The organism is Bacteroidota bacterium (genome assembly GCA_030017895.1).
Taxonomy (GTDB): Bacteria; Bacteroidota; Ignavibacteria; order UBA10030; family BY39; genus JASEGV01.
The window spans coordinates 1-14,242 of the sequence record JASEGV010000071.1; the positions used below are offsets into that span (position 1 = coordinate 1).

The window sequence follows — 14,242 nt, forward strand, 5'->3', positions numbered from 1 at the left end:
TAGCGGCAATAAATATAGCGTTCCCTACCACTTTGCTTGCAAGGAGGTATGGATACAGGTGTCGAGAGGATATATACTTAAAATCTATTCACAGAAAAACATTCAAATAGCACAGCATCATATCTATTTAGGCAAAGGGAAAGTAATACTGAACAAAGAGCATTATAAGAATCATCGTATAGAAAAGGGAAATTTCGAACGATTGAGAGTAATGTTTTTGGAGATGTTCCCAGGTGCGGAATGGTTTATCGATAAAATAAAAGTTCAAAAGAAAATCAATCATAATTATCATTTAACACAAATATTGGATATTGCAAAACTTTATCCGAGCGAAGATGTTTTGAAATCCTTGCAAACAGCTCTCCAATACAACACATTTAGTTATCCCTTTATTAAAGGATATTTAGAAAACCATTCTATGTTTTTTGATAAACCCAATTTAATAAATAGTGCTGATGATGGGAAAAAACATTTTGGTCAAGATATTAAACGACCGTTAAATTATTACAAACTAAAGGAAACAATTTATGAAAACTAATAACGACCAACTCGATTACTATTTAAAAACATTATCGCTGCATCGAATTAGAGAAAGTTATCTTGAACAAGCCGAAAATGCAGCTAAGGCGAAATTATCTTATCAGGATTATCTTCTTCGGATTGTAGAAGAAGAAGTTCTGTCAAAGATCGATCGTTCAGTAAACCGACGGATACAGATTGCCGGCTTTCCTCAGATAAAACGTCTTGAAGAATTTGATTTTAGTTATCAAGTACAGTTAGATGAAAAACTTATAAGAGAACTTGCCGGTATGAACTTTTTAAATGAATCAAAAAACGTAGTATTTTTAGGACCTCCCGGAGTCGGTAAAACGCATCTTGCCATTGCTTTAGGTATCAAAGCTGCAACTAAAAGGAAAAGGGCGACATTTTATACTGCAGAAAATCTTACAACATTACTGGCTTCGAGTGAAGTAAGTGGAAATCTTAACAGAATACTTGACAGTCTATCCAGACTGGATTTATTAATTATCGATGAACTTGGATACTTAGAATTATCAAAGAAGACAGCAACATTGTTTTTCAGATTAATAGCTAAACGATATGAAAAAGGTTCGACTATAATTACTTCTAATAAACCGTTTGAAGAATGGGGACTGATTTTTCAAGATGAGGTAGTTGCTGCCGCTATACTTGATAGGATACTTCATCATTGCTACACATTTTTTATTCAAGGAAAATCTTTTAGAACAAAAAACATTAATGAAAATTAATTATATTTATAACATCCGTTAGCTAACGGATACGTTCTTTTAACGGGTCAAATTTGGTGGGAAATATGGGTCAAAATTGAATGGGAATTTACAATTCGTGAGGAAGTCATATTTATCAATGTGACATTATACAATCTGTTTTCTAAAAAAGATTTCTCTACTTTTTTTAATATAGATTTTTTGATTGTATATTATTGATGTAATTCATCTGCTAACAGTATTGCTAACACTTTTTTATTTTTGGTGTGTAATAATCGGACAAGACATACGAAATTCAGCATTATTTCGATACTTGTCGAGCCTGAAAAGCCGTGTGTCGCCAGTTCAATTCTGGCCCTGTCCACAAAAAAGAGCAAAGTTCTGCTTTCTATTTTTTCGTACAAAATTTGACAAACAGTTTACATTTCCTTATCTTACACCTGCCATTTTGATAAAATAATGTTTTAACCGCCTCCCAATTTTAAAATAACCAATATCTTTTAACAATTAATTTGGAGGAGTTTATGGATTCATTATTTTCAAGAACTGTCAAATCGGGAAAGACCACCTACTTCATCGATGTTAAGGAGGCAAAAAACAAATCGAAGTATATTACAATCGCTGAAAGCCAACCCTCGGCAACCGATGATAAAAAATTCACACGTAAAAGCATCATCGTGTTCGACAACAGCGCCGAAAAATTGCGTAGTGCACTGGATGAAGCAATCCAGATGATAAACAGACAATAACTACCTGTTAAGATATCATCAGTTTGCATAGGGCAAAGTAGATTAATTTGCCGAGGGAAATCTACGTCCTTTTGTAAAATACCCAAAATCACGTTATATTTCTGTCAGTTTATGATTCTTTACAGACACATATTACGTGCACACATCGGGCCTTTCTTTTTTTCTTTTTTTACGTTGATGTTTATTTTTTTACTTCAATTCATTATGAAGTATGTGGACGATTTAGTAGGCAAGGGATTGAACACTTTTGTTATTACTGAATTAATCGTTTTAAATTTAGCTTGGATGGTAGTGTTAGCAATTCCTATGTCTGTGTTAGTAGCTGTGTTGATGGCTTTCGGCGGCTTGTCGTCGCAGAACGAAATAACAGCTATGAAGGCAAGCGGTGTTAGTCTGTATCGGATGATGCTGCCTGTGCTTTTAGCTTCAATGTTCATCACATACTTAGCAATCGAGTTCAATAATAAAATTCTTCCCGAAGCAAATCATAAAGCAAAAACTTTGATGATCGATATACGAAAGAAAAAACCAACCTTGACACTTAATGCTGGTATGTTTTCGCAGGAAGTTTCAGGTTACAGTATTCTAGTACGCAAAACTTTTGAAAACTCGAACGACCTTGAAGGAATTACTATTTACGATTACACAAATCCGGCGGCGACAGTTGTTATAACCGCAGCAAAGGGAGCTATCTCGTTTACACAGGATTTCCGGAAGTTAATAATGGATTTGCAAAACGGTGAAATTCACCAAAAAGATGCCGACGAAGAAAACCAATATCGCCGGCTCCGATTTGTGAAGCACCGAATCTTGATGAACACAGAAGGTTTTTCACTCGAGCGTTCGGCAGACGGAACGTTTCAAAGGGGTGATAGAGAGTTGAGCGCTCAGGCTATGAGCCAAATTGTGGACAGTTTAAAAGTATTAAATGAGATACTCACACATGAAACGAGCCTTTCTACGATAAAAAGTTTTAACAAAGTTTTCGAAGGACAAAAAATAAAAATAGATAGCATTCAGAAAATTAATGTAGCCTTCAACGAAGCAAGATTTCAATTGGGAAATATCGAAAACCAATTGTCGATTATTAATTACAACCGAGATCGGATGGATGAATATTTGGTTGAGATTTATAAAAAATATTCGATCCCATTTGCCTGTATAGTATTTGTTTTGATTGGTGCACCGTTAGGAATTATTTCACGGCGAGGCGGTTTCGGGATTGCTGCAACATTAAGCTTGGGCTTTTTCGTCTTGTATTGGTCGAGTTTGATTGGCGGCGAAAAATTAGCCGACCGAAATCTGATTTCACCCTGGTTCGGTATGTGGGCTGCAAATATTATTTTAGGTGTATTTGGAATTTATTTAACGCTGCGGATGGGTCGCGAAACACCCGCTATCAACTGGAACTTTTTCCAAAAATTCATTCCTAAATCTTTTCGAACATCCCAAACTGAAGAATAATAAAATAAATGAAAGTATTCGATTTCTACATAGTCAAACAATTTGTTGTTACAGCTCTATTTGCAATCGCTGCGATCATCATTTTATTTGTTGTAATTGATGTGATGGAAAATTTGGACGATTTCATTGATGGCAGAGCCGATACTATGCTGGTAGTAAAGTATTACTTGTACTTTATGCCCGAAATAATCAAACTGATGATTCCGGTCGCAATGCTCTTAGCAGCTTTGTTCACAACGGGGAGGCTTTCGGCATTAAACGAATTAACAGCTATGAAGGCAGCGGGTGTTAGTTTATACCGGTTTATGATTCCGCTTCTTATCGTTGCTCTGTTCGTCAGTGGTATCTTAATTTATTTTAATGGCTGGGTTGTACCATACACGAACAAACAAAAATTTTCTCTCGCTCGCACATACTTGCATAAGTATCTTAGTTATACATCGAAGTCGAATATTTTTATTCAAGATTCTCAAACACGTATAATTTCCATCGGGTATTTTGATGATGCAAAGGGTTTAGCTTCGAGTGTTACAATCGAAGATTTTTCTGATACTAATTTAACTGTCGTTCGTGCGACTTATAACGCCAAACAGATGCAGTGGGACAAGCACACAAGAAGCTGGAGTTTGATGAACGGAAGTTTGAGAATTTTTAACGGCGATGCAGAAAAGTACGAAACATACACAATTCTGAATATCGGCAGACTAAACTTCACTCCTGAAGAAGTTCAAAGAAAACAACAACGCCCCGAAGAAATGTCGTATCCCGAAATGAAGGAATTTATCGCAAATCAAAAACGTGCAGGTTACGACGTTGCGCGATGGGAAGTTGATTTTTACAGTAAAATTTCGTTTCCGTTTGCAAGTTTTATTGTTGTGCTGTTTGGAGTTCCGTTCTCATCTATTAAACGCCGAAGCGGTGTAGGGGTCGAGTTTGGTATTGCGGTGGCGATTAGTTTTTTGTATATGATTTTCTTGAAAGTTAGCCAGGCGTTCGGTTACAACGGCGATTTGAATCCGCTTTTTACGGCTTGGTTAGCTAATATCATTTTCCTCATTGCGGGTATCTATAATCTTATTCGTGTGCCCAAGTAAGTGTATCTTTAAGGTTGACATTTAAAAAGATTCTTCTTATCTTATATCCAAGCTATAAAACGAAAACGGCAGTTCTAACATCAAATCAGTTATTAGTATGAAGAGATTATTTTTAATATTTGCTGTTTTAATAAGTACATCATTCGCTCAGCGAGCTAATTTTGAGACTTTAAAATCTACACCTAAGTCGGATGTGTTTTTACAGGGTTTTTATTGGAATTCGACTCCGGGGGGTATATGGTACGATTCGCTCGCTAAACTCGCACCTTCTTTGGCTTCGGCCGGTTTTGGCGCTGTATGGTTTCCATCACCTGCTAAAGGTATGGCAGGCGGGTATTCGATGGGATACGATCCATACGATCACTACGACTTTGGGGAGTTCAATCAAAGCGGGTCAAGAGAAACTCGTTTCGGCAGCAGGCAGGAACTAATTAATGTTATCAACACTTATCATTCGGTTGGCATACAAGTTTTTGCTGATGCTGTTTTAAATCATATGAACGGGGGTGAGCAAAAAATTCCATATGAATGCAAACCTTACTATTCGTTTCCCGATTCTTCATATCTGCTTTTTAACTATCCAAATGGTTCAGGACGTTTCCGAAAAAATGCTTCTCACTTTTATCCGAATCTACAATATTGCAGTGTTGAACCCCCTTATCGTGGTCCTTCGGATCCCGCATATCAGTTTGGCGAATGGTTGGCTCACGAAAAATCCAATGTCCGCGATAGTTTAATTGTATGGGGGCAGTATCTGCGGCAGGTTTTGGGATTCGATGGATTTAGAATAGATGCAGTAAAACATATCGACCCAATTTTTATGGGACCTTGGCTTCAGCAGGCAAATCCGGGCGGTTATGCTGTTGCTGAATATTTCGGAGGGACATCCGAAATCGAAACATGGCTGCATTACTGCCAAAATGTTTTCGGCGGCGATGTTTCGATGTTCGACTTTCCACTTCGCTTCACTCTTAAAGATATATGCGATAATGTTTACGGAACGTTTGATATGAACTGGTTAGATGGCGCCGGACTTATAAACTCAGGAATTTCAGGTTTCGATGTAGCCACTTTTGTAGATAATCATGACTTCGACAGAATTGGATGGGACGGCAGTATCGATGTTGGACATAGTCCTATTGTGAATAATAAAGATATGGCTTATGCGTATATAAATTTTTCGGAGGGGAGACCTTCGGTTTGGTTTAAAGATTATTATACGTATGGATTAAAGGGAAAAATTGATACACTAATTTGGATTCGGCAAAATTTTTTATGGGGAGGAACTACAAAACGGGATGGATTAAATCCGTGGTATGTTGGTCCTACGATTTCTCAAGTTGAACAATCGCGAGATATTTTTGTGGCTCGCCGCAACGGTGGCGACGGAAAACCTCAAGCATTTTTAGTGATGAACGATAACCCGACCCAATGGCGTGGCGTGTGGGTAAACTCGAATCATCCAAATCAAATTTTCAGAGATTTTACAGGCGTGGCTATCGATAAACAAGCTGCCGGTGATGGGCGCGTTGAACTATGGGCACCACCACGCGGCTACGCTATCTATATTCCCGATACCACACAAAGATTGAACCATCATCCATACATACAAACAATCCCCGAATTGAAAGCTTTCATCAATTCTAATTTTGAACATCAAATTATTTATGGGGATCCAAATAACGACCCGGTTACACTTTTGTTGATTGATAAGCCATCTTGGTTGTTTGTATCAAACACAGGGCTACTCTACGGAACTCCTTCAACCGCTGATGCAGGAGTTTCGACTGTTGTTATTAAAGCCACAGATACTTGGGGCTTAAGTGTTATCGATACATTTCAAATAAATGTTTATCAATATCCTTTAATGGATGGACTGTTCGATGGTGATGGTATTTGGGGTTTACCTATAGCTGTTGCCGATACAAATGCCGGCTGGGCTGGTGCGATGGCTAAAAATATATATATAACTGAAGACCAAAATTATTTTTATTTCGGAGCCAATGTAAAAGCTTATCAATCGTTGAATTGGGCATTCCTGATTAATACAAAATCGGGTGGAGGTTCTTCTGAAAGCTGGGGCAGAAATATTATTTACAATCATTCAAATTTACCCGATTATATTTTCAGAGGAAATTTTATCGGACATGCTGAGTTTCACACTTGGACAGGTTCCTTTTGGAGCAATGTTGGTAGTGGTGTTCCGGTTTCAGAATTTGGCGAAAACATAGTTACCGATATCATACAGGATGGATGGGTTGAAACCAGAATTCTTAAATCATCAATCGGAAATCCTTCTGTTTTTTCTGTGCAATTTTATCTGACCGGAGATCAAAACGAAAACGCTACGTTCGATGCTTGTCCGAACGACGAAAACACGACTGCATCGTCGGGCGTAATTACTCGATTGCGTAATTATGCAATCAAAGGAAATCGTGCAATTACGCATTGCAACTTGCACTTGCCTGTGAGTGCAATGATTTTTCAAGGACAATCGGTTACAATTTATGGACGCGCTTTTGGAATCGGTATAACCGATACTGCAGGTCAGGCGAGCGGACTTACAAGCTGGATAGGTTACAGCACTTCGAATACAAATCCTGCTTCTTGGACTAACTGGCTGCCCGCTATTTACAACGCAGATGTGAACAATTACGATGAATATAGATTGAGTTTAGGTTCGAGTTTAACAACTGGCACTTATTATTACGCCACTCGTTACCAATATGAAGGAGGTAATTTTGTTTTTGGTGGTTACAGCACAAACGGCGGTGGTTTCTGGGATGGAACAATTAACAAATCGGGTGTACTCACTATTCTCGGTTCCCCAACTGCGCCCACACTTATTTATCCCGATACTAATGCCATCGAAATACCTACTAATTTAACTTTCCAGTGGAATGCCTCGCCGAGTGCAACAAGCTATCGTTTGCAGATTGCTGCTGACAGTATTTTTGCAGGAACAATATTCGACGACTCAACCCTTGTAACGACTTCAAAAAATGTACGCAATTTACCAACTTTAACTACTTTATTCTGGAGGGTGAGGGCAAAAAATTCATACGGGAACAGCCCGTTTTCGGAAGTTCGGAAGTTAACTACTCGAAACGAAACCACAGCGGAGTTTATTCTAATGCCCGGATGGAATATGATATCGTTGCCTCTATTTGTATCTGATGGTAAGAAAAGTTCAGTTTTCCCAAGTTCAATTTCATCAGCATTTTTTTACAATCCGGATAGCGGTTATGTAAGCCGCGATACTTTAAAGAACCGTGAAGGATACTGGCTGAAGTTTGCTCAACGCGATACAGTTTCAATTGTCGGTATTCCAATTCTAACAGATACAATTTTTGTAGCTGCCGGTTGGAATATGATTGGGAGTATTTATCAAATTATTCCTGTAGTTCAAATTGTTCAATCACCTTCGAATATTATTAATTCTAAATTTTACATGTATGAAAATGGATATCGAATAAGTGATGTAATTGAACCAGGCAAATCGTATTGGATTAAATGCATTTCAGCAGGGCAACTGATTTTAAATTCAACGATCAATAAATTAATCAAATAAACAATTAACATTTTTAAAAGGAGTAGTATTATGAAAAAAGTTACAAGTTATCTGCTTTTAATTATTGGGTTCGCACTATTATTTAGTACAGTATCATTTAGTCAGATATACGAACCCGAAGGTTTGAATATGCCAGGTGGTTTTAATGGTTGGACAAACCCTCCAATTATCGATGCTTTTGCCGGAATCCAACGTCCGACCGGAAAACTCTTGGTAAATACCGAACTCCCGACACGACGGTATAAAACTTTAATTTATGTAGCAGCAAGTGGCGGCGATGCAATTGCCGGAACATATCCTTGGTTGTTTACAAGCGGACCGACTGGAAGTCCATACAATAATAAATGGTCTAATGTAATTGTTCAAATGAATACACTTCAGAGTTACACATTTCAACATGGAACAGATAATTCTGTAACATTAGTGAATGATAAGTATTATACAGTCCATTGGAGAGATAACGGCTACCAAAACACTTCAGGAATATGGATGGCAACATCAGGAGAGCCGGTGCAATTGACTAGTGTAACCCAATCACCATTAGCAGGAAGTGTTCTACCGGATCAGTCAGTTACAGTAACAGTTGTAACTAACGTAAATAAATCGGCTGAAGAATTAATGTATATTCGATACACAGCAAATAACTGGGTATCTTCAAGTTTGGCACCGGTAAGTTTTGTCGGAAATTCAGGAACTGCAACACTTCCCGGTCAGACAGGCGGAACTACGGTACGATATTATGCTTTTTCTACTACCGTCTCCAATCCGACCTCTGACTTCGATATGTACACAATCAATCACAACAATAATAGCGGACTGTTCTATTCATATTCGGTTTTGTCTCCAACCTATACCATCGCATCATCAGCCGGTTTAAACGGAATAATCTTACCTGCGGGAGACGTAATTGTTAATCATGGAAGCAATCAACAATTTATAATAACCCCGAATTCCGGTTTTTATGTCGATAGTCTGATTGTAGATGGTGCAAAAACCGATTCTACTACAAGTTACACCTTCAATAATGTAACAGCGAATCATACAATTCGTGCAGTTTTTGCTTACAAAGTAAATGTAACATTTCGTGTGAATATGAAAGCCCAAATGAAGATGGACCGGTTCAAACCTGAGTTAGGCGATTACGTAACCGTGCGTGGCTCGCTAAATAATTGGGGCAATCCACCTAACGGAAATCTCGATACGTTAACAGATGCCGATAACGATAGCATTTATACAAAAACTATCCCCATCAAGGCAGAACAAACAATTTATTTTAAATATTGGAAATCGCCTCGTGGCGGACTTGAGTGGGAAGATGCAATTGGCGACAGAGAATTAGCAGTTGGAAATAGCGATACGCAAACACCAGTCGTGTTGTTCAATAACGAGGATATTCCGGTTTTTGTTACTTTCCAAGTTAATATGAAGGTGCAAATGAATAAAGGAAAATTTATTCCTTCACTTGGCGATGCTGTAACTGTACGGGGTAGTTTCAACTCTTGGAGTACTATAGATACATTAAAAGATTTGGACAACGACAGCATTTACACTAAAACAATTCCGATTTCTAAAAATCAAACTATCAACTACAAGTTCTGGAAAACTTTCAGGGCTGATGTTGATTGGGAAAGTTTTTTTGGCGACCGGATATTTAATTTAACGGATATCGATGTAACGATTCCTCCTGTATATTTCAATAATGAATTCCCGGATGTGAATGTAACCTTTCAGGTTAATATGAAAATTAAGATGATTGAGAAAAACTTTCTGCCGGAATTAGGAGATGTTTTAACTGTGCGTGGTTCGTTCAACGATTGGGGAAATTCCACTAATAATCCTGATACATTATATGATGCTGATAATGATAGTATTTACACGAAAGTGATTCCAATTTCGGGTAATCAAACCATCTACTACAAATTCTGGAAGAGTGAGCGCGCCGGAATGGGTTTTGAAAACGATCCCGAACGGCAGCATCTATTACTTTTAGATGATGAAGCATTGCCGATAGTTTACTTCGATCGAGACGAAACAGTTGATATGGGGCTTGTTACTGTGTCGCACGGATGGAATATGGTTTCGGTTCCTGTAACAGTGTATGATTTCCGTAAGAGTGTACTATTCGAGACTGCACAATCTAATGCGTTTACGTTTCATGGCTCGTATTTTATAAAAGACACTCTAACGAATGGACCCGGTTATTGGTTAAAATTTATAGGCGAACAAAGTATAAATATGATTGGGACGCTAATCTCAGCACTTACTATTGATGTAACACCGGGTTGGAATATGATTGGGGCAATCAGTTCGCCGGTAAGTATAGGATCGATTATTCAAGATCCGGAAAACAATATCAGCTCGCCCTATTATGGATATAATAACGGTTATCAGATAGCAGATAATATAACGCCGGGTAAAGCATACTGGATAAAAGTTAAGCAAGCAGGTCAATTGCAGTTAAATTCCGGTGGTTTAGTAAGTAAACAGACTAAAACCGAGATAAATAAAAACGAGATTGAGATAACCGATGCCGTCGGTAACAGACAAAAATTGATGTTTGGTGAAGCAGATAACTTGTCGCTGAGTTTTTATGAATTGCCTCCGATGCCTCCATCAGGAATATTTGATGTCCGTTTTGCTACTGGAAGCATGTTTGCTGCAAATAAGGAAAATGTGATTCTAATATCCGATGCTGAATATCCAATAAAAATAAGCTGGACGCACGACAAATCGGTTAATGCAAAATTAATAGTTGATGGTAACGAGGTTTCGATGAATAAACAAAATTCGCTTGAAATTACTAAACCAGTTTCAATGATGATATTGAAATTTGAGAGTGGAAGTTTTATTCCTAATCAGTATGCACTTGAACAAAATTATCCCAATCCGTTCAACCCTACAACAATTATAAATTATCAATTGCCAATTGACAATTGGGTAACTTTGAAAGTCTATGATGTTTTAGGTCGAGAAGTGGCAACACTTGTTGATGAATTTAAAGATTCAGGTTATTATGAAGCAACTTGGGATGCAACAAATATTCCGAGCGGTGTATTTTTCTACCGAATGCAGACTGGTTCGTTTAGTGAAACCAAGAAACTTATTTTGATGCGGTAATATCTTGTAAGTAATAGCCCCGATTTTTGAACAATCTTTCGTTAGGTAAAAATCGGAAGATTTACAGAGCCGGTTTCTCAGCGTGGGAAGTCGGCTCTTTTTTGTGTTGGATGAAAGAGTAGGTTCGCTGGGTTTATCCTCTAAAAATTCATTACGTCTAAACGCACAATTTATCAAATAAACAGCCTTAACTCTTTATATTTCAATTGATTGTGGAAGATACACGTTTGACGGAAATTAGGTTTTTAAAAAATCAAAGTTTATATTGCAACTGATTCAAGACAAAAGAATTTAATAACTGCACATTAACAATTAAAGGACAGCGATGTGTGATATTAGTAAAAGAGGCAGAGGATTCATGTATAAGGCAGCAAGAAATTGCCCACCCATCAAATTTATAAATCGGAATTCTAAATTCATAATTCATCATTCGCGGAGCTTAAACTATGAGTGCAAAAACTAAAAACTTTATAGTGAGCGAAGCCGAACCATCAAAATCAAAAGTAAATATGAAATCCATTACTCCAACAATCCAAAAATCCAACACGCTGTTTCTTGTTTTAATTTTGTTATTCGTTGTCTCTTGCCGCGACAAACCGACCCCGCCGCCTGATGACAAACCAAAACCCGGCAAGCGCGATTACACCTGGACTATAGACACGCTTGCATACCCGGGCAGTTTCCAAACACTGATGCGCGATATTTACGCAAGCTCACCGACTAATGTTTATGTAGTTGGACATAATGACCAACCGGGACCTGGAACTATGTTCAGATATGATGGTAAAAGTTGGAAAACAACTAGATTTCATGTTGCAGATGGTGGAACTGTCAGCGGCGCCGTAAGTCTTTCCGCAATTCATGGATTTGGACCGAATGATATATATGCAGTAGGAGAAAGAATATATGAAAACCCGACACCGCCGCCGAATTTTTTAGACTCGAGCTTGATTATACATTTTGACGGTATAAGTTGGAAAGAAATAAAAATTGATAAGGGAAATAGGTTAAGTTGTATATGGGGTGGTTCATCAACCTCAATATTGGCAGGCGGTAGCTATGGAACTTTATACTATTATAATGGGACAATGTGGGAGAAAAAGAATTTTGATAGCAGTGAATCAATAGTAAATATCGGTGGTTTATCGAATACAGAATATTATGCAAGTACTGTAGTTGAGTATGCTGATAGCCTTTGTTATGGTTTAATAAGACTCAATGGGCCCAACTGGCAAAGTGTGGATTCTTTTACCGTTGTGTTTTCTAATATAATTTGGAAGTTTGGATATTATCTATGGCAAAGCCCAAGCGGTGTATTATATTCTTCAGGACATGGTGTTTATAAAAGAGTAGGTAATTCGTGGGAAAAAATTTTAAATAATGATGGCCCATTATTTATATATGGCAGCGATGATAATAATATTTATGCTGTTGGCGCTTTTGGGAGAATATTTCATTGGAACGGAACGGACTGGAAACGATTATTTGAGATTGAGTTAAACATACAATTTACATCCGTCTGGACTAACAATATTGAAACATTCATTGCTGGGAATGACGGATACAAAACATTTATTATTCATGGGAAATAACACATGTTAACAAAATCTAAAACCTGTGGTGAGCGAAAGCGAACCATCTCAAATCTGAAATCTAAATTATTTTTATTTTGCATTCTTCTTTTTGTATTCTTCTCCGCCATAGGCGGATTGCAATGTAAAAAGCCAACCCCACCTGATTTTGATGATACGCCAAAACCAGGCAAGCGCGATTACACATGGACTATAGACACGCTTGCATACCCGGGCAGTTTTCAAACACTGATGCGCGATATTTGGGCAAGCTCACCAACTAATGTATATGTGGTGGGGCATAATGATCGCGGTTACGGACATATGTTTCATTTCGACGGAAAAAAATGGAAAGATGTTGATTTATACTTCCCCGATTCGCGAGGCAATGCTTCAATTAGTCTTTCTGCAATCTATGGATTTGGACCAAATGATATATATGCGGTAGGACAAAGAATATATGAAAACCCGACACCGCCGCCGAATTATTTAGACTCGAGCTTGATTATTCAATTTGATGGTCTGAGTTGGAAGGAAGAAAAAATTATTAAGGGAAGATGGTTAAATTGTATATGGGGTGGTTCATCAACCTCAATATTGGCAGGCGGTAGCTCTGGAACTTTATACTATTATAATGGGACAATGTGGGAGAAAAAGAATTTTGATAGCAGTGAATCAATAGTAAATATCGGTGGTTTATCGAATACAGAATATTATGCAAGTACTGTAGTTGAGTATGCTGATAGCCTTCGTTGTAATTTATTAAAGTTTAGCGGTCCAAATTGGAATAAGATAGATTCATTTACAGTCATATTCACAAATATGTTTTGGAAATTTGGACATAGCTTGTATCAAACTCCAACCGGTATTTTATATTCCTCAGGCTATGGTGTTTACAAAAAAGATGGTAATTCCTGGCAGAGGCTTTTTTATAATGAATATCCATTGCATTTAGGTGGAAGTAGTGATCAAAATATTTTTGCGGTAGGTGACTTTGGAAGGATTTTTCATTGGAATGGAATTGATTGGAAGCGTTTAGTCGAAATTGAGTTAAATATACAATTTACATCCGCATGGACTAACAATGAAGAAACGTTTATAGTTGGGAATGACGGATACAAAACTTACATACTGTACGGAAAATAAGAAAGGAGGGTAACATTATGAGAGAGAAATAAAACGGCAGTAAAGCGTTGGAGCGCCTTACCGCCGAGAATCAGCGAATAATTTGGCTTAGTCTATTATCTCCTATATGGAGATATACGCGTTTTTATTTGCCGTTATTAATTTATTAAATTTTTACACCATCTACAATTCAAATATTAAATGAAAAATATAAAGGAGAAATTAAAATGAAACGTATAATATATTTTTGGGTCTTCGCGTACTCGAGTGGGTCATTTTATATCTCCTTGAGCATGCAAGT

9 protein-coding genes are annotated in these 14,242 nt (G+C 37.6%); all 9 read left to right on the forward strand.

Annotated features, from left to right (window positions below):
- A partial coding sequence (locus QME58_11780; GenBank protein MDI6804503.1) for a hypothetical protein occupies positions 1-538 on the forward strand: 538 nt, incomplete at its 5' end.
- A complete protein-coding gene (istB, locus tag QME58_11785; protein MDI6804504.1) occupies positions 528-1,271 on the forward strand; it encodes an IS21-like element helper ATPase IstB in 744 nt (247 codons plus the stop codon). The genes QME58_11780 and istB, both read left to right, overlap by 11 nt.
- 503 nt (positions 1,272-1,774) lie before the next feature.
- Positions 1,775-1,999 carry a DUF3276 family protein gene (locus QME58_11790; protein ID MDI6804505.1) on the forward strand — a complete coding sequence of 75 codons (225 nt, stop codon included), beginning with the start codon at positions 1,775-1,777 and terminating at the stop codon, positions 1,997-1,999.
- A gap of 111 nt (positions 2,000-2,110) precedes the next feature.
- A complete protein-coding gene (locus QME58_11795) occupies positions 2,111-3,463 on the forward strand; it encodes an LptF/LptG family permease (protein ID MDI6804506.1) in 1,353 nt (450 codons plus the stop codon).
- An 8-nt stretch (positions 3,464-3,471) separates the two neighbouring features.
- Positions 3,472-4,557 (forward strand): LPS export ABC transporter permease LptG, encoded by a 1,086-nt coding sequence (gene lptG / locus QME58_11800; protein ID MDI6804507.1) that lies wholly within the window; start codon positions 3,472-3,474, stop codon positions 4,555-4,557.
- A gap of 97 nt (positions 4,558-4,654) precedes the next feature.
- Entirely contained in the window at positions 4,655-8,128 is a 3,474-nt protein-coding gene (locus QME58_11805) for a DUF1939 domain-containing protein (protein MDI6804508.1), read from the forward strand.
- Between the two features lie 30 nt (positions 8,129-8,158).
- Positions 8,159-11,245 carry a T9SS type A sorting domain-containing protein gene (locus QME58_11810; GenBank protein ID MDI6804509.1) on the forward strand — a complete coding sequence of 1,029 codons (3,087 nt, stop codon included), beginning with the start codon at positions 8,159-8,161 and terminating at the stop codon, positions 11,243-11,245.
- Between the two features lie 446 nt (positions 11,246-11,691).
- Entirely contained in the window at positions 11,692-12,837 is a 1,146-nt protein-coding gene (locus QME58_11815) for a hypothetical protein (GenBank protein MDI6804510.1), read from the forward strand.
- Positions 12,838-12,840: 3 nt separating this feature from the next.
- On the forward strand, positions 12,841-13,962 hold the full coding sequence (locus QME58_11820) for a hypothetical protein (GenBank protein MDI6804511.1): 1,122 nt from the start codon (positions 12,841-12,843) through the stop codon (positions 13,960-13,962).
- The last annotated feature ends 280 nt before the right edge of the window (positions 13,963-14,242 follow it).